Origin of the sequence: Blastomonas sp. CCH9-A1 (genome assembly GCF_001557175.1) — a bacterium.
GTDB classification, from domain to species: domain Bacteria; phylum Pseudomonadota; class Alphaproteobacteria; order Sphingomonadales; family Sphingomonadaceae; genus Blastomonas; species Blastomonas delafieldii_A.
The window spans coordinates 39,923-63,898 of the sequence record NZ_LSHM01000070.1; the positions used below are offsets into that span (position 1 = coordinate 39,923).

Annotated in this window: 22 protein-coding genes and 2 pseudogenes; 13 read left to right on the plus strand and 11 right to left on the minus strand. The window is 60.5% G+C overall.

All coding sequences use genetic code 11. The features are described from left to right. The first annotated feature begins 165 nt into the window (after positions 1-165). Genes AX725_RS18195 through AX725_RS18205 form a run of 3 tightly spaced genes read left to right on the plus strand, consistent with a single transcriptional unit; the run spans position 166 to position 4,659 of the window. Positions 166-2,643 carry a TonB-dependent receptor gene (locus AX725_RS18195; protein WP_066114623.1) on the plus strand — a complete coding sequence of 826 codons (2,478 nt, stop codon included), beginning with the start codon at positions 166-168 and terminating at the stop codon, positions 2,641-2,643. Between the two features lie 2 nt (positions 2,644-2,645). Continuing rightward, on the plus strand, positions 2,646-3,794 hold the full coding sequence (locus AX725_RS18200) for a glycoside hydrolase family 68 protein (RefSeq protein ID WP_060977386.1): 1,149 nt from the start codon (positions 2,646-2,648) through the stop codon (positions 3,792-3,794). After that, entirely contained in the window at positions 3,784-4,659 is an 876-nt protein-coding gene (locus tag AX725_RS18205; RefSeq protein ID WP_060977387.1) for an ROK family protein, read from the plus strand. Before AX725_RS18200 ends, AX725_RS18205 begins: the two co-directional genes overlap by 11 nt. A 6-nt stretch (positions 4,660-4,665) precedes the next feature. Here AX725_RS18205 and yghU read toward each other — a convergent pair whose 3' ends face one another. The 8 genes from yghU to AX725_RS18245 form a co-directional block, all read right to left on the minus strand. Beyond that, positions 4,666-5,553 (minus strand): glutathione-dependent disulfide-bond oxidoreductase, encoded by an 888-nt coding sequence (gene yghU / locus AX725_RS18210; protein ID WP_060977388.1) that lies wholly within the window; start codon positions 5,551-5,553, stop codon positions 4,666-4,668. A 187-nt stretch (positions 5,554-5,740) separates the two neighbouring features. Beyond that, the gene (locus AX725_RS18215) at positions 5,741-5,962 is read right to left on the minus strand and encodes a hypothetical protein (RefSeq protein WP_060977389.1); all 222 of its coding nucleotides are present in this window, start codon (positions 5,960-5,962) and stop codon (positions 5,741-5,743) included. Positions 5,963-6,084: 122 nt separating this feature from the next. Continuing rightward, positions 6,085-6,795, minus strand: coding sequence for a hypothetical protein (locus AX725_RS18220; protein ID WP_060977390.1), 711 nt, complete (start codon positions 6,793-6,795; stop codon positions 6,085-6,087). A 164-nt stretch (positions 6,796-6,959) separates the two neighbouring features. Then, positions 6,960-7,424, minus strand: coding sequence for an SRPBCC domain-containing protein (locus tag AX725_RS18225; protein WP_060977442.1), 465 nt, complete (start codon positions 7,422-7,424; stop codon positions 6,960-6,962). Positions 7,425-7,442: 18 nt separating this feature from the next. Beyond that, complete coding sequence (locus tag AX725_RS18230) at positions 7,443-8,102, minus strand: glutathione S-transferase family protein (protein WP_060977391.1); 660 nt, start codon at positions 8,100-8,102, stop codon at positions 7,443-7,445. After that, complete coding sequence (locus tag AX725_RS18235) at positions 8,099-8,884, minus strand: VOC family protein (RefSeq protein ID WP_060977392.1); 786 nt, start codon at positions 8,882-8,884, stop codon at positions 8,099-8,101. The genes AX725_RS18230 and AX725_RS18235 overlap by 4 nt, the downstream gene beginning before the upstream one ends. 15 nt (positions 8,885-8,899) lie before the next feature. Continuing rightward, positions 8,900-9,283 (minus strand): DUF1428 domain-containing protein, encoded by a 384-nt coding sequence (locus AX725_RS18240; protein WP_060977393.1) that lies wholly within the window; start codon positions 9,281-9,283, stop codon positions 8,900-8,902. Between the two features lie 36 nt (positions 9,284-9,319). Then, entirely contained in the window at positions 9,320-9,811 is a 492-nt protein-coding gene (locus AX725_RS18245) for a VOC family protein (protein WP_060977394.1), read from the minus strand. Between the two features lie 127 nt (positions 9,812-9,938). Here AX725_RS18245 and AX725_RS18250 point away from each other — a divergent pair, with 127 nt between their 5' ends. From AX725_RS18250 to AX725_RS20680, 9 genes and pseudogenes are all read left to right on the plus strand, one after another. Further along, the gene (locus tag AX725_RS18250; protein ID WP_230962426.1) at positions 9,939-10,607 is read left to right on the plus strand and encodes a winged helix-turn-helix transcriptional regulator; all 669 of its coding nucleotides are present in this window, start codon (positions 9,939-9,941) and stop codon (positions 10,605-10,607) included. Positions 10,608-10,684: 77 nt separating this feature from the next. Next, a pseudogene (locus tag AX725_RS18255) lies at positions 10,685-11,329 on the plus strand (magnesium chelatase domain-containing protein); the annotation flags it as partial. A gap of 69 nt (positions 11,330-11,398) precedes the next feature. Then, positions 11,399-11,701, plus strand: a complete 303-nt coding sequence (locus AX725_RS21050) for a hypothetical protein (RefSeq protein WP_155645856.1) — start codon at positions 11,399-11,401, stop codon at positions 11,699-11,701. 172 nt (positions 11,702-11,873) lie between these two features. Next, the gene (locus tag AX725_RS21725; protein ID WP_066114620.1) at positions 11,874-12,239 is read left to right on the plus strand and encodes a ribbon-helix-helix protein, CopG family; all 366 of its coding nucleotides are present in this window, start codon (positions 11,874-11,876) and stop codon (positions 12,237-12,239) included. Then, complete coding sequence (locus tag AX725_RS18265) at positions 12,236-14,047, plus strand: type IV secretion system DNA-binding domain-containing protein (protein WP_066114618.1); 1,812 nt, start codon at positions 12,236-12,238, stop codon at positions 14,045-14,047. Before AX725_RS21725 ends, AX725_RS18265 begins: the two co-directional genes overlap by 4 nt. After that, on the plus strand, positions 14,047-16,845 hold the full coding sequence (gene mobF / locus AX725_RS18270; RefSeq protein WP_066114616.1) for a MobF family relaxase: 2,799 nt from the start codon (positions 14,047-14,049) through the stop codon (positions 16,843-16,845). Before AX725_RS18265 ends, mobF begins: the two co-directional genes overlap by 1 nt. 166 nt (positions 16,846-17,011) lie before the next feature. After that, positions 17,012-18,220: a DNA (cytosine-5-)-methyltransferase gene (dcm, locus tag AX725_RS18275; RefSeq protein ID WP_081096880.1), complete on the plus strand. Its 1,209-nt coding sequence runs from the start codon at positions 17,012-17,014 to the stop codon at positions 18,218-18,220. A 1-nt stretch (position 18,221) separates the two neighbouring features. Further along, positions 18,222-18,677: a very short patch repair endonuclease gene (locus AX725_RS20675; protein ID WP_353611932.1), complete on the plus strand. Its 456-nt coding sequence runs from the start codon at positions 18,222-18,224 to the stop codon at positions 18,675-18,677. Further along, positions 18,668-19,906: a type II restriction endonuclease gene (locus tag AX725_RS20680; RefSeq protein WP_082737501.1), complete on the plus strand. Its 1,239-nt coding sequence runs from the start codon at positions 18,668-18,670 to the stop codon at positions 19,904-19,906. The genes AX725_RS20675 and AX725_RS20680 overlap by 10 nt, the downstream gene beginning before the upstream one ends. 97 nt (positions 19,907-20,003) lie before the next feature. Here the strand turns inward: AX725_RS20680 and cas2 are convergent, their stop codons facing one another. From cas2 to AX725_RS21055, 3 genes are all read right to left on the minus strand, one after another. After that, entirely contained in the window at positions 20,004-20,300 is a 297-nt protein-coding gene (gene cas2 / locus AX725_RS18285; protein WP_081096901.1) for a CRISPR-associated endonuclease Cas2, read from the minus strand. 218 nt (positions 20,301-20,518) lie between these two features. Further along, complete coding sequence (locus tag AX725_RS18290; RefSeq protein ID WP_066114610.1) at positions 20,519-21,055, minus strand: hypothetical protein; 537 nt, start codon at positions 21,053-21,055, stop codon at positions 20,519-20,521. A 195-nt stretch (positions 21,056-21,250) separates the two neighbouring features. Next, on the minus strand, positions 21,251-22,957 hold the full coding sequence (locus AX725_RS21055) for a recombinase family protein (protein ID WP_196490385.1): 1,707 nt from the start codon (positions 22,955-22,957) through the stop codon (positions 21,251-21,253). Positions 22,958-22,988: 31 nt separating this feature from the next. Between AX725_RS21055 and AX725_RS18295 the strand changes: the two are divergent. Beyond that, positions 22,989-23,870 (plus strand): annotated as a pseudogene (locus AX725_RS18295) (YifB family Mg chelatase-like AAA ATPase); the annotation flags it as partial. Positions 23,871-23,976: the final 106 nt, after the last annotated feature.

The window sequence follows — 23,976 nt, forward strand, 5'->3', positions numbered from 1 at the left end:
GTGGAAACGGCGTCTTGCCTAGCGCCTTGAGCCTGATGCTATGCCCAGGCCACACCGCTTGGCAAGCTTTTTTGCAAACGATTGCAAATTCTGCTTGCAATCGTTTGCTATCTTGCTAGCTTCGATGGTCATAGCCGATCAACCGGCAGGTTCAGGAGAGAAACGATGTCGATTTCCAAGGCTCTTCGCGCATCCAGCGCCACTGCGGCCCTTGCCGCCTCAAGCTTCTTCTTCACCACCACCGCCTTCGCGCAGGACACCGCCGCGCAGGATGACAGCGCCGAAAGCGACGTCATCGTCGTGACCGCCGTCGCGCGCGGCGCCAATGTGCTCGACAGCTCGGTCTCGGTGAGCGCGATCGATGCGGACCAGATCGCCACCACCGCGCCGCGCAGCGCGGCGGAAATCTTCCGTAACATCCCGGGCATCCGCTCCGAATCGTCGGGCGGCGAAGGCAATGCCAATATCGCGGTGCGCGGCCTGCCGATCGCCTCGGGCGGTGCCAAGTTCCTGCAGCTGCAGGAAGATGGTCTGCCGATCCTCGAATTCGGCGACATCACCTTCGGCAATTCGGACATCTTCCTGCGCTCGGACCTCAACATCGCGCGGGTCGAGGCGATTCGCGGCGGTTCGGCCTCGACCTTCGCCTCCAACTCGCCCGGCGGCGTGATCAACATGATCTCGAAGACCGGCAAGGGTCAGGACGGCGGCACGATCCAGGCGACGCTCGGCCTCGACTATGACGAGAAGCGCTTCGATTTCGATTATGGCGGCGCGCTGGCCGACGACCTGTATTTCCATATGGGCGGCTTCGTCCGCCAGGGCGAAGGCCCGCGCGACATCGGCTATGACGGCAATCGCGGCGGCCAGTTCAAGATCAACATCACCAAGGAGTTCACCGGCGGCTTCATCCGCTTCCACGGCAAGTATCTGGACGACCGCGCCGTCGCCTATCTGCCCAATCCGGTGCAGGTGACTGGCACCAATGCCAATCCCAACTATCGCAACGTTCCCGGGTTCGACATCAGCGGCGACAGCCTGCATTCGCGCTTCTTCCGTTCGGCGCTCAGCCTCAACGGCGCCAACCAGCCGCAGCGCTTCGACATTACCGCCGGTCAGCGCCCGCTGGTCAAGGCTTTCGGCTTCGAGGGCGAGTTCGAGGTGGCCGATGGCTGGACGGTGACCAACCGCTTCCGCTTCTCCGACGTGTCGGGCAGTTTCGCCTCGCCCTTACCGGGCTCTGTCGATACCGCCGCGAATACCGCCACCGCGCTTGCTGGCGCCGGATCGCGCCTGGTCTTCGCCAATGGCCTGCAGGCCGGTCAGAACGTGCCCGGCAACGCGCTGGTGGCGAGCGTGGTGCTGTTCAACACCCGGCTCAACAGCCTCGACAACATCACCAACGATCTGCGCATCACCGGCGATTTCGACATCGGCAGCGGCAATGCGACGCTGACCGCCGGCTTCTACAAGTCGCGCCAGGACATCAACACCGACTGGCTGTGGACCTCGCACCTGCTCGAGGTGCGCGGGGGCGGCAATGCCGCGCTGATCGATGTGGTCGCCGCCAATGGCCAGCGCCGCAGCGACGGTGGCACCGTGGCCTATTCGGCGAGCTTCTTCGGCAATTGCTGCCGCCGCAGCTACGACCTGCAATATGATACCAACGCGCCCTTTGCCTCGCTCTCGCTCGAATTCGACAAGCTGACGCTCGACGGCAGCATCCGTTACGATTTCGGCGATGCCTCGGGCCGCACCTTCGGATCGGATCTGGGCGGCGGCCGCGTCGGCATCACCAGCTTCGATTTCAACCGCAACGGCGCGATCAGCCCGGCCGAGGCGCAGACCGCGACCATCCCGCTGAACGCGCCCGCTCTGGTCGATTACAGCTACAATTATTTCAGCTACTCGCTCGGCGTGAACTATCGCGTGTCGAACGATCTCGCGCTGTTCGCGCGCTACAGCAAGGGCGGCAGAGCCAATGCCGACCGCATCCTGTTCAACAACGACAATGTCAACTTCGTCACCGGCGACATCCGCAGCGAAGGCATCGCGGTCGATTTCGTCAAGCAGGCCGAAGCGGGCGTGAAATACCGTTCGGGCGGCCTCGCGCTCTATGCCACCGGCTTCTATGCGGAGACCGAGGAAACCAATTTCGAGGCAACCACCCAGCAGACCTTCGACCGTCAGTTCAAGGCTTATGGTGTGGAGCTCGAAGCCTCGTACCGCACCGGCGGCTTCACCTTCAGCGCGGGCGGCACGTATACCGATGCCGAAATCAGCCGCGACCGCATCAACCCCGGCAATGTCGGCAACACACCGCGCCGCCAGGCCGATTTCATCTATCAGCTGAGCGGTCAGTATGAAGAGGACATGTTCACCCTGGGTGCGAACATGGTCGGCACCACCGACAGCTTCGCGCAGGACAACAACCTGCTCGTGCTGCCCGGCTTCGCCCAGGTCAACGCGTTCGTCGCGGTGCGTCCGTTCGACCGGGTGCAGCTGTCGCTCAACGCCAACAACCTGTTCGACACGCGCGGCTTTACCGAGGCAGAAGAGGGCGCGATCCCGGCCAACGGCATCGTGCGTGCGCGCTCGATCAACGGGCGCACCATCTCGGCCACGCTGCGCTACGACTTCTGAGAATGACCACCGCCTGGACCGCCGCGCATGTCGCCGCTCTCGAAGGTGAGCCCCTGCCTGTGCCGGGGCTGATCGGCGAGGACGATGCGCGGCGCATCCTGCCCGACCTGCTGCTCTGGGACATGTGGCCGCTGCAGCAGGCAGACGGACGACTCGCCGAGGTGAACGGCGGCAGCCTGTGGATGGTGCTCGCCGCGCCCGACCGGGGCGACCCGATCCTGCGCCATTTCGAGGCGAAGATCCGGCTGCTGCACCTCGACGCCGATGGCTGGCACGATCTGGGCGACATGCTTCCGCAAGGTCTGGGCGATTTCGAGCGCGAATGGTCGGGCTCGGCGGTGCTCGAGGGTGACAAGTGCACGCTCTATTTCACGGCTGCCGGCTATGCGGATCGCCCCGGCGGTTTCCAGCAAAGGCTTGCCGAGACCACCGGAACTTTGCAGCCCGATGGCCGCATCACCGGCTGGTCGGCAGTCCGCGAAAGCGTGGTCGCCGATGGCGGGGTCTATCTTGCCGCAGACAAGCACGAGGGCGCTCCCGGCACGGTCAAGGCGTTCCGCGATCCGGCCTTCTTCGTCGATCCCAAGGATGACGCGCGCTATCTGGTGTTTACCGGCACGCTCGCCGCCTCCGATCATGCGTTCAACGGCGCGGTGGGTCTGGCGAAGGCGGACGAGAACGGCGCATGGCAGCTGCTGCCGCCGATCATCCATGCCGATACGCTCAACAACGAGCTTGAGCGCGCGCAGATCATCGCGCATCAGGGGCTCTATTATGCCTTCTGGTCCACGCAACGCTCGGTGTTCAACCCCGATGGTCCGACCGGGCCGACCGGCTTCTACGGCATGGTCGCCGAAACGCTGACCGGCCCCTGGCGGCCGCTCAACGGCACCGGGCTGGTGATCGCCAATCCGGACGAGGAGCCGATGCAGACCTATAGCTGGTTCGCCACGTCCGATCTGCTGGTATGCAGCTTCATCGACCATTGGGGCCTCAAGGGGCGCAAGCCTTCGGACACTGCCTTGGTCGCTGCCGAGACGTTCGGTGGCACGCCCGCGCCGATGGTGCGCCTCGCGCTCGACGCCGATCGCTCGGAAATCGTCGAGGTCTTCGCGATGGACCGGCTGCATGCGGTCTGCAATGCCGGCTGAGGCTCCGCTGCTCGGCGCGATCGAGGCGGGCGGCACCAAGTTCGTGCTGGGCATCGGCACCGGTCCCGACGCGATCATCGAGCAGGTGCAGATCCCGACGCGCGATCCCGAAACGACGCTGGCCGAGACGATCGCCTTTTTCCGCAGGCACCCCGGCCTGGCCGCGATCGGCATCGGCTCGTTCGGCCCGCTCGAACGGAACCGCGACGCGGCGAAATGGGGGCATATTCTCGCAACCCCCAAGCCCGGCTGGAGCGATTGCGATTTTGCAGGAACGATCGCGCGCGCGCTTAGCGTTCCGATCGGTTTCGATACCGATGTCAACGCCGCCGCGCTGGCCGAGGCGCGGCTGGGCGCGGCGCGCGATGCCAAGGTCAGCGTCTATGTCACCATCGGCACCGGCATCGGTGGCGGGGTGATCGCCGATGGCCGGATCATCGGCGGCCAGGGCCATCCCGAGCTCGGCCATATGCGCCCGCGCCGCGCGGCGGACGACCACGAATTTCCCGGCCATTGCCCCTTCCATGGCGATTGCCTGGAAGGGCTGGCGAGCGGCCCGGCGATCATCGCGCGATGGGGCCAGTCGCTTTCGCACCTTGCACCCGATCATGCAGCGCACGGGGCCATCGCAGGCTATCTCGCCGAAATGTGCAACAGCCTGCGCGCCGCTCTGGCGCCCGATGCGATCGTGCTGGGCGGCGGGGTAATGGGTACGCCGGGCCTGTTCGACCGGATCGTCGCCCAGGCGGCCGCACGCGATGGCGGCTATTTTGCGCTATGCGCCGAAAAGGTGATCCGCCGCCCCGCGCTCGCCCCGATATCGGGGCTGGCGGGTGCAGTTCTGCTCGCGGCGGACCTTTTGTAACCCGGATTATTCGGCCGACGCGGCGGCGAGCTGGTCCTGCGTGCGCAGTTCGAAGTCGCTGGCATCGTGGCGCTCGTGCAGTTGCTGGCTCAGGTCATCGCCGAACGCGCGGTTGACGATCCGCCCACGCTTGACCGCCGGGCGCTCGCCGATCTGCTCGGCCCAGCGCAGCAGATGCGTATATTCGTGCGCCTGGAGGAATTCGGCCGCGTTATAGACCTGGCCGGTCGCCACGCCGCCATACCACGGCCAGATCGCGATATCGGCGATCGAATAGTCGCTGCCCGCCATATATTCGTTGTCCGCCAGATGCCGGTTGAGCACATCGAGCTGACGCTTGGTCTCCATCGTGAAGCGGTCGATGCAATATTCGATCTTGAGCGGGGCATAGGCATAGAAATGGCCGAAACCTCCGCCCAGATAGGGCGCGCTGCCCATCTGCCAGAACAGCCAGTTGAGCGCCTCGGTGCGCTTCATCGGATCGGTGGGCAGGAAGGCACCGAACTTTTCGGCCAGATACAGCAGGATCGAACCCGATTCGAACAGCCGCACGGGCTCTGCACCGCTGCGGTCCATCAGCGCGGGAATCTTGCTATTGGGGTTTATGGCCACGAAATCGCTGCCGAACTGGCCGCCCTGGCGGATATCGATCAGCCAGGCATCATATTCCGCGCCGGCATGCCCTGCCGCGAGCAGCTCCTCGAGCATGACCGTCACCTTCACGCCATTGGGCGTCGCCATCGAATAGAGTTGCAGCGGGTGCTTGCCGACCGGAAGCTCCTTGTCGTGCGTCGCGCCGGCGATGGGGCGGTTGATATTGGCAAAGGCGCCGCCATTGTCCTTGTTCCAGGTCCAGATGGCGGGCGGGGTGTAATCTTCGGGGAAGTTGGTCATGGATCGGGCCTTTCGCGGTTCGATCGCGATTCGACAGGCCGGATCGCGACGACAGGGGCGTCGCCCGACAAGATGGCGGTGCGCAAGACTCAGTCAAGGGCATCGCCTCGCGATGACCGCGCAACGAAAAAGGGCGACCATCGCTGGCCGCCCTTTCCCGAATCAGTACCTGATTGCCTTGCAGCTATCAGGGGCTGTTGGGCTCATCGTCATCAGCGATGACGATGATGCCACCGATCACGGCGGCGGCTGCCACGACACCAATGATGATGCCGGTGCTGCCTTCTGCGTCGCTCTCTTCGCCCGAAGCGCTGGCGCGAGCTGCGGAGGTCGCAGCCTGTGCCAGAACCGGAGCGCCGACCATTGCGGTCAGAGCAAGCGCAGCCAGTGCGGTCTTTGCAAGTTTCATAGGATTGTCCCTTCAGACATGCTGCTAGCGATCGCCATATTCCACAGCTGCTTAGCAAATGCAACATGCGTTCAGCGCAATTATCTGGAAATTCACCGCAGTTTTTGGGGGATTTGAAGTCTTTACAACAGATCGAGCAAACCCATGGCCGCCATCTGTAACGGCGCAAGATAAACCGCATCATCGAACGATACGCTATTGGTCAGTGCGTAAAATCGCCGAGCGCTATCGTCGCTCATCCCCATTTCACGGTAAAAATCAATATACTCGCGATGCACCGGGTCGCTCTCGGGCAGATCGTCGGCTTCGCGTCCCAGATCGTCGCGCCAGCTGTGAACCGCGAACTCTGCGCGCGAATCGGCGCGGCGGCGCACGCCCGCCAGGAACAGCTCGACCGCGCCCGAACGCACCGAACCACCGGCTGGGACCAGTGTTTCGATCCCGGCATGCCGCACCATCCGCGCAAGGCGCAGATTGGCCTCGTCATCGTCGGATCCCGGGCATTCGATCATCCGCAACGTCGCGATGCCCGGAAAGGCTTTCAGCATGGCGACGAACTGGTCCGGCGTGCGCGAATCGACCACGCCGATCATATCCGCGCTGCGCGGATCGGTCACGCGGAACGGGCCGAAAGTGGCGAGCGCGGGCTTCGCCTGCGCCTCGATCGCCGGGGCCGCAATCTCGGTCCAGCTGAGCTCCTCGTGCCAGGCGATCGCGGTAGTGTCGAGCGCCAGCGCCGCGCCGCCCAGGCTCACCTCGCGCGCCTCGATGCGATCGGGGCACAGCAAGAGACCGAACAGGACAATGGCGGGCAGAAAACGCGGCAGCGGCATGAGCGGGCATCGGACGGGGGTGGATGATGCTCCACCGATGCGCCTGCCGGTTTGCCGAAGGGTTGCGAAACATGGTCAGGGCAGACCGTTAAGCCAGGCTTACCTGCTCGCCCTGCTCTCAAGAAAATGCATATTCTACAATTGCTTGAGCCGCCTCAAATTGGTTAGCGCGCCTCGGCCAGCTCGGCCAGCTGGTCCGCCATGGTCGCCCAGCCTGTTTCGAACCCCATGGTCCTGTGCTGCTCGCACGCCTCTTTCGTCCAGTGCCAGGTGGTGGCGGTGTACCGCGTGCCCTCGCCCTCGGGCGCGATCTCCAGGCAGCCGACCATGAACGCGGTTTGCGGAATCCAGCCCTTGCGGAACGCATCGGTGAAGACGATGCGCTGGCCCTGCGTCACCTCGAGCAGCACGCCATCGCCTTCATGGCTCTCGCCATCGGGACCGCGCATGATCGTCGCCATCCGCCCGCCCGACCGCCAGTCGATCTCGACGATCTCGGTCCGCCATGGGCGCGGGCACCAGTAATCTTCCAGCTGTCCGGTCATCACCTGCCAGACCCGTTCGGGCGGCGCGGCAATGTGCCGGGTAACACGAAGGGGGTAACCGGGTTCGTCTGTGGCTTCGGTCATGGTCTTTTCTCCTGCCATTCAATCGCGGTTGGGTGCGCCGAGCGGGAAGAAACCGCGATAGGGCCGCGCTTCCTCGATGCAGCGGGCAAAGGATGGTCGCGCGATCAGCCGGGCGCGATAACCTTTGAGGGCGGTGAAATGCTCGGGAATGGGGTGCGACCAGTCGGCGTAGAACAGCGCCGGGGCCGCACCACAATCAGCCAGCGTGAAGGCGTCTCCCGCCGCCCAGACGCGGCCCTGCATATGCGCGTCCAGCCAGCCATAAATGGTATCGAGCATCGCCCTGGCATCGGCGAGCCCGGCAGGATCGCGCTGGTCTTCGGGCCTGAGCGCATCGAACACCGTCTTCTGCTGCGGGCTCATCACGTAATTGTCGATGATCCGGTCGAGCATCCGCACCTCGAGCGCTGCCACCGGATCGGCCGGGATCATCGGCGCGGGGCCGGGATGCGCGATCTGCAGATGCTCGATGATCGTGCTCGCCTCGATCACCGTCCGATCGCCATCGCGCAGCACGGGGAACTTGCCGATCGGCCATAGGCGGTGCAATTCGGCCTGGTTCTCCGGCTGATCGGGGCCGAGCATGCGGAACTCGAACGGGATAGCGTTCTCGTACAGCGCAATCAGCACCTTCTGGCAATAGGACGAGAAGGGATGTGCGAAGAGCTGCAGCGTCATACGGCGGCCTTCCGGGGCCCGACGAGCGAGAAGGTCGCGCCCTGCGGATCGCGCCCGGTGATGATATAGTCGCCGCCCGGAATCTCGGACGGGCCGAACAGGATTTCGCCCTGGCGCAGCGGGATGGTGCGCGCGGCGGCATCGATGTCCTCGACATAGAAATAATGCGCCCAGCCCGCCCAGGGCATGTCGTCGGGCTTGGTCATCATCGCGCCGATCAACTCACCATGGCGCAGGAATTCGTAGGCCCCCATCGGCCCCATATCCATCTCGCCATCCTTCACCCAGCCGAACAGCGTGGAATAGAATTTCATCGCTCCCGCCTGATCGGTGGTGCTGAGCTCGTTCCACGCGCAATGGCCGGGCTTGCCGCCATTGCAGACATAGGCGCGCGACGTTTGACCCGACTGGTCCTGCATCAGGTAGAAGGGAATACCCTGCGGATCGGCGACCATGGCAAGGCGCCCGGTACCGGGCAGGTCGCGCGGCCCCATATGCACGGTACCGCCAAGCGAACGCAGGCTGGCGAGCGCCGCATCGATATCGTCGACCGCGACATAGCCCAGCCAGCAAGGCTGCGCGCCGCCCGCAAGCATGTCCGGGGTCAGCGTCAGGATGCCGCCGATCTCCTCGTTCCCAGCGCGGATGGTGCGATAGTCGAGATCGGGCTGCTGCGAATCGCCATAGGTCCAGCCGAGCAGCGCGGCGTAGAACGCCTGGGCCCCATCGGCATCGCGGGTCATCAGCTCGTACCAGACGAATTCGCCCTGTCGGTTGCTCATGATCGGCGCTCCCGTTCAGGCGGTCAGTTCGACGACCGGGACAAAGCCGCCGAAGATCAGCCGCTTGCCGTCGAAGGGCATCGGGTTCCTTTCCGGGTCCATGCGCGGATCGAGCTTGGACGGATCGGTCATCATCTCCTGCATCTTCGCCATCGCGGCATCGCGCGTCGCCTTGTCGGGCCATTCGATCCAGCTGAACAGCACCGCCTCGCCATCTTCCGCCTTCACCGCACGGCGAAAATCGGTGGTGTGGCCGTCGGGCACGTCATCGCCCCAGCATTCGACGATGCGCAGCGCGCCCAGCTCCATGAACACCGCGTCGCCCTGGCGCGCATGCTCGATGAACCTGTCGCGGTTGGCCTCGGGGCAGGGAATGACGAAACCATCGATATAGGTCATGGGTGTTGCTCCTTGTCGCAGAAGGGAAAGCAGTTTTCAGGCAGCGTCGGCGGCGGCCTCGATCGCGGCGATGTCGATCTTCACCATCGCCGACATGGCATCGAAGGCCGCCTTGGCGCGCGCGGGATCGGGATCAGAGAGCAGTTCCATCATCCGCCGCGGCACGATCTGCCAGCGTACGCCCCAGCGATCGTGGCACCAGCTGCAGGCGATTTCCGCGCCGCCATGGCCGACGATCGCGTCCCAGATTCTATCGGTCTCGGCCTGATCCTCGGTATAGATCTGGAACGAGATCGCATCGCCATGCGGCTTGCCCGGCCCGCCGTTGAGCGCGACCCAGGCCTGGCCGGCCAGCGTGAATTCGACCAGGATCACCGCGCCTTCAGCGGTCGAGGGATTGTCCGATGGCGCGCGCACCACCCGGTCGATCCGGCTGTCGGGGAGCAGGCCGGCATAGAAGCGCGCGGCCTCTTCCGCCGCGCCGTCAAACCACAGGCACGGTGCGATCTTGGGGGCTATCTTCCGCATGCGGCACATCCTCGCTTGGCCCGGCCGCCTGTTTCTGCGACTCGGGAGCTGTCGTTGCCGAGCGTGTGAGCGTGTGTTACAAAAAGCAACTGCTTAGTTATTATTTATAACCTCAAAGGGAGTAACATTGCCAAAGCGGCTGTATGACGATGCGTGCGGCACCGCGCATGCGCTGGAACTGATCGGCGAGCGCTGGGCGCTGCTGGTGATGCGCGAGCTGATGCTCGGGCCGCGCCGGTTCAGCGAGCTGCGCGCCGACCTTCCCGGCATCAGCGCCAATGTGCTGACCCAAAGGCTCGAGGGGCTGGAGGAAAAGCATCTGCTCGTCCGCCGCCGCCTGCCGCCGCCCGCCTCCGCCCAAGTTTATGAGCTGACCCCCTGGGGCTATGAGGCCGAACCTTTGGTGCAGATGCTCGGCCGCTGGGCGGCACGATCGCCTTGGCACGATCCGACCCTGCCGATCAGCGGGGTTTCGGTGATGCTCTCCTTCCGCACGATGATCGACCGCGCGCGGGTCGGAGACCTGGCCATTCGCGCCGGCTTCGTGTTTGGCGACATGACCTATGTCGGCGAGCTTGACCGCACCGGCATCGCGATCGCACGCGGCGAGGCTGAGGGCTGCGACCTCGTCTTTACCGGCACGCCGCATGCGCTGGCGGGCGCAGTCTATGGCGGGGTTCCGCTTGCCGAGTTGCAAAGCGGTGGACAGCTGACCGTCACGGGCGACCCCCAGCTGATCGTCCGTTTTCTCACCCTGTTTCCGTTGCCCGAAAAGGTGGAATTGCATCCGGAATGAAGCAATTCCGCCGATTCCGCTCGACTCGAAGATAGCGTCGCGCCAGTCTCGCCTCTGGAACAAACAGGGGGCAGCGCATGGTCGCCATCGTCCAGACCGTCGCCTATCTGGGGCTCGAGGCGCGCAGCGTCGAGGCACAGGTGCAGATTTCGCCCGGCATGAACAAGGGCATCGCGGTGGTCGGCCTGCCCGACAAGGCGGTGGGCGAAAGCCGCGAGCGGGTGCGCGCCGCGATCGCCTCGCTCGGCCTCTCGCTTCCCCCGAAGCGCATCACCGTGAACCTCTCGCCAGCGGACCTGCCCAAGGAAGGGTCGCATTACGACCTGCCGATCTCGCTCGCGCTGCTCGCAGCGATGGGGATCATCGATGCCGAGTTGGTCGGCGAATATGTCGCGGTGGGCGAACTCGCGCTCGACGGCCGCATTGCCGCTTCGCCGGGCGTGCTGCTCGCGGCATTGCACGCCTCGGCTTGCGGAAAGGGTCTGATCTGCCCGGCGGCGCAGGGCGCGGAGGCCGCCTGGGCGGGCGGCATCGACGTGATTGCCGCGCCCGACCTGCTCACCCTGCTCAACCATTTGAAGGGCAACGGCCGCCTCAGCCCGCCCAAGCCCGGCATCGCCGAAGAGCCTGTCCCCGGCCCCGACCTCAAACAGGTCAAGGGGCAGGAGACCGCCAAGCGCGCGCTCGAGATCGCCGCGGCCGGGGGGCATAACATGGTAATATGACATACTGCTACACCTGCGAGTCGCAGCGATCAAGCTCGGCTCAAATCTGGAGCAGTCCTAATGTCTATGAATCGCACGATCATTTTACGGGATGGCACGTGGGGCTACTGGTTAACCGTTGAGCCGCCGCACCATCGTTACCCGGCCGAGTATTTTATAGATCGAGCCAGCCTGTACAGACGTGCCGTGACCGTCATGGGCCTCCTCGGCCGAGTGTCCTGTCATGATATGACGACGGATGACCGCTCGAACTCTGGCGCAACGAACACTCATTTTATGTCGCAGCAGCCTTGGAACAACAACGATTACCGTCATCGCCAGGAAGTGAGCGAACCGACGTTCTTCGACGCAAGGCTGCTTCCCGAATGACCGTCTGCTGGTCCTGCGCGGCGCTGTGTATTCTTAGAATGAGGAGCACACCCCACGCTCGAATCGAGCCCCAAAGAATAAGCGTTTTCAGTGGCTTAGGCGTATCGATTTGTATGCGCCTTGAGTAAGTAGCTGAAAACACGACATATTTATTGAAATATCGAGCCACACCATGCCCACTACTGTCCCCATTCAAGTCCGACTTGATCACTCCCTCGTCAAATCCATCGATCAGCGGGCCAATAGCGCCAATATGAGCCGAGCCGAGTTTCTTCGCGATCTATTGGCGACGTCCCTAGCAGCGGGGCAGGAGATCGTTCCAACCATTGACCCGCAAATAGATCGCATCTTGGATACGCTAGCTCATCTCGCAGTTAAGATCGACGAGTGCCAAGAAGCTAGCGAGCTCGCGGCTGTGAACGCATTTGCGGCATATGCAACTTCGCGCCTATACGCACTCAAATCACTGCCACGGGATCAGCAGCTAACGTTCGTCGAACAGCTTGCTCCCAATGTCGCCAAGGTGGTTCGGCCATGAGCCGAGCACTTGAGGCGAGCCAAGGTCGCGCTATTGAAGCACACCGCTCGAACACAACCCTAACTCTGCTTCGCATTGGTGTATTAGGGGTATTCTGCGGCATTGCCCTCGGCACTGCGCTAACTTGGGCGACCATCGGAGGCGAGGACTGGCTGCTGACGCAATCTTGGCTACGCCAACAGGCCAGATTGTATTTGAACCCTACGATGATGCTGCAATGGCAGCAAACCCCTCCGCACCATGTCGATGTACAACAATCGCCGGAGCAGGCCGCGGCCATCAGAGTTCTCTACCGGCTCGCATTTTTCGTCCTACCGCTCATGGCTCTGTTTGGGCCCGGAATTCCTGCCTTGATTGCTCGCCAGTGGGTCAAAGCTTCACGAGAGGCGGCGCGCGATCAAGTGAAGCGCGGCAACTGCGTCGTTGAATCCAATGAACTGGCCAAACAGCTCCTATGGGCAAGGAAGAACGATACACCACCAATCGAGTTAGGCGGAGTGCCTATCCCTTTGGAGAGCGAAACGCGGCATTTGTTGGCGGTCGGCAAATCGGGTTCGGGCAAAACCACCGCTTTACGCAATTTAATCAGTCAGGTCGCCGAACGAGCCGAGCATGCGCTCATATATGACCCCGATGGCTCATATATCCGCAGCTTCTACCGCCCCGAGAGGGGCGACATTATTCTCAACGTCTGGGATGCAAGGACAGCGCGGTGGAATCCTTTGGCGGACATCGCCGATCCCGCAGACGCCTATCGGCTGGCTGCCATCCTGCTCCCTGTTCCCAAGGGTCGCAGCGACAACGACATCTGGTATGAACAGGCGCGCGCGGTTATCGCCCGCATCATTTACAGATTCGTGCGCGAAGGCCGCACTGATTTAGACGAGCTTGCCAACACCCTGACCGCTGCCAATGTTGACACGTTAAGGGAACTCGTCGCGAAAACCGAGGCTGCACGTGCGTTTGAGCCGGGAGCTGAACGCGCAGCCTCTAGCGTTGCCTTTATGCTGAGCCAGCCTGCTCGCATCGTTGCGATGCTGGCGCAGCATCCAAGCGACTCCCCAGCCTTCAGCTTTGATGCCTTCTACGCTTCGCTCGATCAACACATCGGACCAAAACCATTTATTTTCCTTGCAGCTCCACGTCGCTACCGCGACGCTGGCCTGCCTGTTGTAACGGCGTGGCTCGACGCTGCCGCATCCGCCATATTGCAGCGCGACATCGACGCCCCCTGCCGGGCATGGCTGATTTTGGATGAGTTGCCTTCACTGCCCCCGATTACGTCACTGATGACGCTTTTCCCCGAGGGCAGGAAATTTGGAGCCGCAATCACCATAGCCTTCCAATCGGTTGCGCAGCTTCGGGACAAATACGGCCCAGAGGGTGTACATGTCATAACCGGTCAGACCGCGACCCAGTTGATCATGTCCGTGGGCGACCACCCAACCGCGACGTGGGCGGTAGAGTTGTGTGGTCAAGTTGAGGTTGAGAATCAGCGCACAACCGAGTCGCTGGATGACAACGCCAAAGGCGATCGTGGGTCGTTTGCCATGCAACGCGAACGAAAGGCCCTTATTCTCGATAGCGAAGTCATGGAGCTCAGGACAGGTGAGGCATTTCTCCGCCTTTCTGGCTTTCCGCTCGCCAAGGTTACCATCGCGCCAGGCCCAACCATATTGCCGATCGCACCCGCATGGGTGCCCACATCCCCTGCGGCCTCTGAGGTCACCAGAACTTTCGGGGATGTAATTCCAAATCCTGCCCGCATTGAGGATCGGGATGACTGGCTCACCATAGGTGCCCGGTAATGGTTGCCACCCTCATAAATCTTACGAGCTCCCGCGACGCAATCGGCTATTACGAGGCAGATGATTATTATGTGGGCGATAGCAAGGCGCCCTCAGCTTGGTATGGCCGTGGTGCAGCCAAGCTAGGGCTTCGTGGCGAGGTCACGCCAGAGATGTTCGCCGCGATGCTCGAGGGAAAGCTTCCAAACAACGCTGTACTCGGCAGCAGTCGCGACGGCCAGCGCCAACATAGACCGGGTTGGGATCTGACCTGCTCAGCACCTAAATCTGTGTCAGTCGCGGCCTTAGTCGTTGGCGACCGTCGGTTGCTTGATGCCCATGACCGTGCAGTGCGCGCAGCGCTCGACTACGCCGAAAGGCACGCGGCCGTTACCCGAATCCGCCAAAGCGACAGAAGCAATATAGGCGAACGGGTAGCGACCGGAACTTTCGCCGTTGCTACTTTCCCGCACTTTACCGCCCGCGAAACAGAGAAATTGCCGGACCCACAGGTTCACACTCATTGCGTCATCCTCAACGCCACGTGCGACGAAAACAAAACATGGCGCAGCCTCGAAACGCAGCCGCTCTATGCGCTCCAGATGGCTGTTGGTGCCATATATCATCAACATCTGGCGGCTGAGGTGCAGCGACTGGGCTACACGGTCCATCTAACTGGAAATAATGGTCTCTTCGAACTTGATGGCATTGCTCCCGAGGTCATCGAAGCCTTCGCGAACCGCTCCAACCAGATCGAGGCGGCGCTTGCCGCGCGAGGCCTGACCAGGGCCGATGCTACGGCGGCCGAAAAGGCCGTGATCGCACTCGACACCCGCAATCCGAAGGAGGCCGTGGATCACCAACTGCTTAGAACCGCGTGGCGCATGCGCGCCGATCAGCTAGGCTTTACCGAAGATGTCCGCCGCACTCTTCTGAACGAGGCCGAAGCAAGGGCTGAGACTGCCCCTAGCGCCAGAAATAGGATGCGCCTCGCCGACCAGGCCGTTGCATACGCCAAGGCCCATATCAGCGAGCATGACGCCGTGTTCGCCTCTGCCGTCCTTGAGCGTGAAGCGGGCAACTATGCCTGCGGCAAGGTCTTCCCTAGCGACATCGTGGCTGCAATATCTCGCGCTAAACGGCGTCACGAGCTTGTTATCCGGGATGCTCCACGGATGGCGCGGGGCGTCGTAGGCTTCACCACCCCCGAAGCCATTGCGACCGAAGAACGGATGCTAAACCTGGAGCGTGCTGGTCGAGGCGCCCTTCATCCGATATGTGATGATTATGTCGCGCGCTACACGGTAGCTAAGGCGGAGACTGTGTCTGCGAAGAACGGTCACAAGTGGACCGAAGGGCAGCGTTGTGCCACCAAGGCGTTGCTAACTTCTCGCAATAGAGTTGTCGGTGTACAAGGCAGCGCCGGCACTGCAAAAACGACAACTGTTTTGCGCGTCTATTCCGAGGCGGCAAAATCGCAAGGGTTTATCGTGCGTGCGCTAGCGCCGACAGCAACGGCTGCTGATGAATTGGCACAAGCAATCGGCGCTCAACCATTGACCGTCAAACTCATGCTCACGGCTGCACCTGGTATGGTAGGCGGTGAACGAAAACCCGAGGTCTGGATCGTCGATGAAGCCAGCATGACGGGTGCTCGTGACACTGAAGAACTTCTTGCGCACGCACAATCGCAGGGCGCGCGCATCGTTCTAGTCGGTGACGTGCAGCAACTTGGCAGCGTTGCGGCCGGTCGGGCATTCGCTCAGCTTCAAGAGGCGGGCATGCAGACCGCCAAGCTTGCCGAGATCGTCCGTCAATCCAATGCCAAAACCAAATGCGCTGTTGAATCGCTGCTCGCGGGTGATGCCACGACCGCGTTCGCGGCACTCAACGAAGGTGGGGGCGAGGTCATTTCATGCGCTGACCATCACGAGCGTCGATTAAGGCTCGCTCGCGACTTTGCCCGCTTAGCGCCGCAAGAACGCGCGCGGACTCTCATCCTCGATCCGACCCGTGAAGGGCGTCAAGCACTCACAGACGCTATCCGCACCGAACTGGTTAGCGACGGAACGCTGGGCAAGCGTGCAATTATAGTCCCCATGTTGGAATCACTTGGTTTTACTGAGGCTGCGCGTGCCCATGCCGCCAATTATCGTCCGGGCAACATTATCATTTTTCGCAAGGGCGGCGAGGATGGCACTCCACGTCGCAACACTGGCTACCGCGTCGAACAGGTCAACGCGGAAACTGGCACGTTGAAGCTCCTTGATCCCGGTGGTAAGCCAATGCTCTGGTCTCCCGCCGCCAGCGGTAGTGTCGAAGCCGACATATATACAGAGATAGCCCAAGAGCTTCGCACTGGTGATCGCATTCAGTTCACTCGTAACGATTATGCTGCAAAGCGCCTCAATGGCCGCACAGCTGAGGTTCTCGCCATCGATTTCGATAACGCCATTGTCACCGTTCGCCTGAAGGGTGGGAAGCGTCAGCAACTTGACATGGCCACAGTCCGCGACCGCCACATTCGTCCTGCTTGGGTTCAAACCGTCCATTCAGCACAAGGCGTCACTTGTGAGCGGGTGATGGCACATTTGGAAAGCTTCCGTCACAATGTCGATGCCAGCCTTGCTTACGTGGCAGTGTCCCGCGCTAAACGGTATGCAGCCATCTACACGGACGACTCCGAAAGCTTGGCTTGTGCCATTGATTACCGCGACGGCTCGAAAATTGCAGCACTGGATGAGCCGCATGGCCGCAACAGAGCTACATTCGCCATGGCAAGCCCTATTACAGCCCGGAGCGCCGAGCTAGAGATTTAATGTCGGCGACGCCGTTCACCCCCGGTGACCAAAGTCGACTATTTTCGCTTTTTGTTCTTGCAAAAAGGGAACACTTACGACATGGTGGCACAAAATTTCCCAGAGGTGTCTCTTGCGTCCAAAAGTGTCTGAGTTTTCTCGCCTTCGTAGCAGCGCCGGGATAAGCGTGGAGGCATTCGCCGAGACTTCGGGTTTTTCTCGTCGCACGGTCTATCGTTGGGAACGCGGTGACGTGCCGCCCCGTAGTGCGGCCGTCAAACTGCTAAACGGCATGATTCGGGAAAGCCGAGCGGCAAAACCGCACGGAAAGGCGTTTCGTTTTATCGACCTATTCGCGGGGATCGGCGGACTTCGCAGGGGTTTCGACGAGTGGGGAGAATGCGTTTTCACTAGTGAGTGGGATCGCTATTCTCTGCAGACCTACCTTGCCAACTACGATTGCGAGCATGAGGTCACCGGTGACATCACGCAGGTAGCTGTCGAGAACATACCAGAGCACGATTTGCTATTGGCCGGTTTTCCGTGCCAGCCATTCTCGATTGCTGGCGTGTCGAAGAAGAACGCGCTCAATCGGCCGCATGGGTTTGCCGACGAGACACAGGGCACCCTGTTCTTTAACGTTGCCAATATCATCAAACACCACCGACCAAAGGCGTTTTTGCTGGAGAACGTCAAAAATCTGGTCAACCATGACCGAGGTCGGACTTTTGAGGTGATCCATCGCACGCTAGCGGGTGAGCTAGGCTATCAGGTCCACTGGAAGGTCATCAACTCCAAGGCATTCGTTCCTCAACAGCGTGAGCGCATCTTCATTGTTGGCTTTCGCGATCCCAACGACTTCACCTTTGCCGATCTCGTGCTGCCCGATCTGATTAACGGACCCAAGCTTGGATCAATACTGCATCCTCAAGACGGCACGGAGGACCTAGACCCTCCCTACACACGTGGGAACATTGGGGCTGTCTCGGACAAGTACACCCTTACCGATCACCTTTGGAGTTACCTCCAAGGATATGCGGAGAAACACAGGGCAGCTGGAAATGGCTTCGGCTTTGGACTGGTCGGACCCACGGACGTGGCACGCACGCTGTCTGCGCGCTATTACAAGGACGGCTCAGAAATTTTGGTTGAGCAGAAGGGGAAGAACCCCCGTCGCCTGACCCCACGCGAATGCTCACGGTTGATGGGTTTTGATGGACCGGGAGAGCGCAATTTCATTATCCCTGTGTCTGACACCCAAGCTTATCGCCAATTTGGTAACGCCGTCGTTGTTCCAGTCGTTAAAGCAGTCGCTGAGCATATGCTGCCGTGGCTGGTTGATAACGCCAATATTGAACCGGAACGGCTCCAACGAAAGCTGGCTCTTGCCGGGTGATTTGGTCGATGCCGCTACGCGGAGCCGCATGATGGCTGGCATCAGGGGCAAGAACACCAAGCCGGAGCTGGCTGTGAGGCGAGGACTGCACGCGGCCGGTTTTCGGTTTCGGCTACACCGTCCCGGATTGCCAGGACGACCAGATATTGTGCTGCCCCGCTGGAGTGCCGTCATCTTCGTTCACGGCTGTTTTTGGCACGGCCATGATTGCCCGCTTTTCCGATGGCCGAGCACGCGGCAGGACTTCTGGCGGCAAAAGATCGGCCGCAATCGAGAGCGCGACGCGGAAGTTGAGACCGCGCTTGACCTTTCTGGCTGGCGAGTGTTGAAAATCTGGGAATGCTCGATGAAGGGCCGTGGCCGTCTTGGTGTTGAAAGCGTTACACAACTTGCTGCTGACTGGCTTCAGTCCAATCTGCGCAAGGGAGAAATCGAGGGGGACAGATCGTGCCGGTAGGTGATCTCGTCGAATGGTTAGACGAATACGGCGGGCCCGGGTTCGTGTGGTATGTAAAGCGTCTCTCAGCCAATGACACACTTGCAAACGGCAGTAATCAAGCTGGACCTTACGTGCCACGGGAGGTCCTTTTCGATCTCTACCCTGCCTTGAACCAGCCAGCTGTGAAGAACCCGGATGTGTGGTTCGACCTCTATGTCGACTCCCACTCAGACCTTAAACGGGTTCGGGCTGTCTGGTATAACAACAAATTGCACGACAAGCCGCAGGGCGGCCGCAATGAAACGCGACTGACCAACTTAGGCGGCCAAGCATCGGCCCTCCTCGATCCAGAGAGCACGGGCGCACTAACGGTTTTTGCCTTCAATCAGATCAATCCACCTAGAATGCCCGACTGCCATGTCTGGGTTTGCCGACACGAAACAGAAGAGGATTTGGTCGAGGATCGCGTTGGCCCAGTTGAACCCGGCAAATGGCTTTTGTGGCCTCCAGCCCAACCTGGCTTGCTACACCTGTTACAGATGCCGCCTGTGCGAGCGAACTGCTGGCTGGACGATAACGAAATTCCCGCTCAATGGCGCGCAAAATTCCCTTCCGGTGCTGACATAATCAACAAGGCGGTCGAACTGCGCGCAGATGCGGCCCTTGATCCTGATAAACGGTTGATACGACGCCGAGAGTGCGAGTTCGAAATTTTTCGCAGTGTAGAGCGAGCGATCGAGCTACCATTCATTCAAGCCGGTTTCGCCACTGTGGATGAATTCATCGCACGCGCCCAGACTATCCTCCAGCGGCGGAAGGCCAGGTCCGGACGATCGCTAGAGCTACATGCCCGCGCGATCTTCCTAGAGGAGCGGCTGGTAGAGGGCACCCACTTTGCTCACCAACCCGAATCAGAACGAGGGAAGCGGCCTGACTTTCTTTTTCCGTCTGCGGACGCGTATCGCGATGCCAATTTCCCTGCCGATCGGCTCAGAATGTTAGCCGTCAAGACAACTTGCAAGGATCGCTGGCGCCAAATTTTGAACGAAGCCGACCGCATTCCCGCGAAGCATTTGCTGACGCTACAGGAAGGGGTGTCAGAGCCACAATTTCGTGAAATGACCAACGCGGGCGTACAGCTCGTTGTGCCGACGGATATCATTGGCACATATCCCAGAGATGTACGGCCTCACCTCCAGACACTAGAAAGCTTCATCGGCGACGTGAGGCTGCTGACTGTCAGGTAGCGGATTTGCCGAGCTGACCGTGTTTCCCCTGATCGATTAACCTTTGAATGCGCCCGTGCGCTGTTCCGCGAAAGCGTTTAACGCTCGGGCGCATCCATCAAGCTGCCTCGCCTTTATCGAAGCGAAGTTCCCTAGGCACTACCCTGAGCAAATCGTCATTCTCGTCAATGCGCAGCATGCGCATATCGCGGACAACTTCCCAGAACCAAGGGTACTTCCGGTGAACCTCCATGACAGCCATGAAGCAGTCCGAAGCCTGCGTTTCAATGGTGCCATAGAAAACCGAACCCTGCTGGCGGCTGAAGCCATGACTGGCCAGAACACGCGCAATCTTGTCGTATGCTCCATGCCGAATGGCTGCCTCAGCATTCAGATCGTATGCGATTGCATACACTCTATGGTTCCTTATACGCCGCGCCGGGGACTCCGTTTTCCCACGACGCATGGGGGTGATGGACATATGAACCCCTTTCGGAAAGCGTTGAAGCACGCAAACCGACTAGACGAGTCCGTTGGATTTTGCTAGCCAATCTGCGCCTATCGCGTAAGCAATAGGCGCAGCGGCCTAGATCATTGTCTTAAGGCGGCTTGCCACATAGGGTTTCTCTCTTTCTAGGCTGTCCGGCCCCAGCTTGAGTGAACCAATGACGGTGAGGGTGTTGGCGCACCCCAACCGCCAGCGTCTGAGCCGGTGGCATCATTGCTTACCGGCTCATTCTCTTGCAGGACGTATTTGCTTACGATCTCGAGCGCCCTGTCTCGGTTCACAAGCGACCATCCCGATTTTCCGTGTCCTTGGATATCGATGCTGCGGGCGAGCAACGCCCCCAGAGCATTCACTTTATTCTGGCCGGTGATCGTGTGGCCCATAGCTTCTACAAAAGCCACCAAGTCCTTTGTCTTCATGAGTGCATTGGTTGTGGTCATGGCTTGCATGGCCAAAACCACAGACCTGCGCGTTTGCTCAGTGAAACTGGTGATCTCGACCTTTTCCCGTCCGACGGACTGAGGCCTACTGCCGCGTACAGGTGAATTAGCCTCTGCGCTCGGCGTCTCACCATACGCCGCCAAGAAGTCGCGCACGGCTTTCAACTTCCGCGTCAGATCGGCTTCTTCAGCTCGCATCTTTGCAACGATGTCATTATCCATACCCTAAACCTCCTGTGGCGAGAGACGGCATACACCATTCCGCAAAAGCGGGGAAGCGAAATAACGCACAGGCGTCAGTAACGCCATTTTCAACTCGCGGTTGAATCTTGCGGTTGGCGTGGCGTGTCTATGCTTGCCTAGGGAAGTTCGCTGATTGGGGCATGCGCCAGCGGCGCTTCGGGCCGCTTGGATGAACTATATTGAGCCGGATTCGGAGCGCCGCCTCGACAGGTTGGACTTTAAGACGCGGTCCCGGCCACGCACCTGGCGATCAGAAAGGCCCGGCTCTGGTATGTTAATTTCAGCGGGGGCGATATCAAGTGTCATGCGGCCAACGTCCGCAGTAAATGTTATGTTGCGAGCACCATTTAGTAGCATCAATCCAACACGAGGGCCTTTGCGGTGAAATCGCATTTCTCTAATAAGTTCAGAAATCGCAATTCTAACGGTCGATCTTGCATGAAATCTTTCATCCTCGTCATTACTAAGCATGGCCGCTCGAAGTGAAATAATACGAGCAGTATGCTCTTCAGGAGATACTCGACCTTTTGCCTCGGTGATCCTCTCAGATAAATGATCAATTTCTAGCCTAATCGTTTTTTGCTCACTCCTCACCTCCCGATAAACAGACTTTGTATATTCATCATCATCATCTTCACCCAGCAAATCAAGTGTTGACTTGGCCTTTTTTTCTAACCGCTCTAATATGAGCAATAATTTCGCCTTTTCGATGGAGAGTTGGTGCGCTAGAGAACCGTCAGCAAAATGCGTGTCATCGACCGCATCCTCCAAAATTGCGTCTAGAACTGCATTTTCAATGATTGCATAATTATACTTAACATTATTTGGGCATTTCTTTCCGTTTTCTCTTATAATGCCGCGCTGCATATTATCGCAGACAAGATAATCTTCATAGCAGGTGCTTCCGTCTGCAAGAATACGCATGCCCTTGCTGCGAAGTGTCATTTTTCCTTCACACGTATGGCATCGCCCCAATCCAGAGAAGAGATTCGCAATTCTGCGACCGCGTCCTTGGGATTTGCGCGAGCGAGATTGCATGCTTATCCTTGCCCTAGCGTAAAGATCGGCGTCGATTACTGCCGGGTAATAGTTCTGAATGGGCAGATCGACTGTTTGGCGTTGCGCGCCACGGGGCTTTACGCCAGGTTGAAACTCACCGATGACAGCCGGGCTGCTGAGGATTTTCTGAATATATGAAGCATGCCAAGCCGTGGAACGACCGAACGTCGGGATGCGATCTTGGTTAAGGCTACGTGCAATTGTATGCTTGCCGATGCCTTGAACCGTCTCCTCAAAAATGCGCTTTACGATTGCTGCGCGCTCTGGCTGGACGGATATGGTGCGATCGTCCGTGACCGTGAGCCAAGCCGGAACGCGAGTGGTCAATGCCCGTCGGTCTCCAGCTGCCAAACGAGCCCTTTTTCCTGCCCACGCGGATGCAACGCGGCTACTTTTTGCCATTGATTCTTCGTTGGCTAAGGACGCCTTAACAATGACTTCGATGATTGCAGGCATATCGAGGGTGCCACTGTAGGTCCTTGCACCATCCACAGTAGCGATCGTTACGCCTTTTGCGGTCATTGCGCTTAGCCAGAGGAAGAACTGGCCTGGGGCTTCGCGCGACAGCCTGTCGAGCCGTTCGACCAGTAGGATGATGCCATCCGGATAACGGTCGCTCTCGAAGTCCCTCTGCAAGTTGCCGAGTTTGCCGGACTTTAGATGGCCACCGGTGAACGCTGACTGCCCATCTTCAATTACCTCATCAAGAATCGACCACCCTCGGCACCGGGCATGCTCTCGACACATGCTCAGTTGACGCTCTTGAGAATGACCCTTTGACTGCTCGTCATTGGACCAACGGACATAAATGATCGCTTCCATATCGCCTCTTCTACCACAAGGTGTACCTTGACACAATCTTGTGATGGTCGGCCCGCCCGGCGCGGGCAAGTCGCTGATGGCATCGTGCCTGCCGGGCATATTGCCGCCGCTGACCCCGCAGGAGGCGCTGGAAGTCTCGATGGTGGCGAGCGTCGCGGGCACCCTGGTCGATGGCCGGATCAGCCGCGCACGGCCCTTCCGTGCGCCGCACCACAGCGCTTCGATGGCAGCGCTCGTCGGTGGCGGATTGAAGGTCCGCCCCGGCGAGGTGTCGATGGCGCATCTGGGCGTATTGTTCCTCGACGAACTGCCCGAATTCCAGCGCACCGTGCTCGATTCGCTGCGCCAGCCGCTGGAAACGGGAGAGGTCAGCGTCGCGCGCGCCAATGCGCATGTCACCTTTCCGGCGCGGGTGCAGATGATCGCGGCGATGAACCCGTGCCGCTGCGGCCATCTGGGCGATCCTGCGCTCGGCTGCTCGCGCGCGCCCCGATGCGCGGCAGACTATCAGGCCAAGGTGTCCGGCCCGCTGCTCGACCGCATCGACCTGCATGTCGAGGTCGAGGCCGTCACCGCCGCCGACCTCACCCTTCCCCCGCCCGCCGAAGGCTCGAAAGACGTCGCGGCCAGAGTCGCCGCCGCCCGCGCCCTCCAGACCGCGCGCTACCAGGACATAAAGGCCCGCACCAATGCCGAGATCGACGGAGAAGCCCTCGAACGCTTCGCGACGCCGGACGAACCCGCGCGCCAGCTCCTCGCCCGCGCCGCCGAAGCGATGCGCCTGTCGGCGCGCGGGTATACGCGGGTGCTGAGGGTCGCCCGCACGATCGCGGACCTTAGCGGCGCGGAAACGGTGGGCCGGGTGCATGTTGCGGAGGCGCTGAGTTATCGCAGACGGGCACCGGTGGGGTGAGAGGGGGAGATAACTGACGTAGGCTTTATAGACTCCCAGCCGAATATCGGTAACAAGTAAGACGACATAGATTTACATCGGTGACCATGATCCAATGCATCGAAGC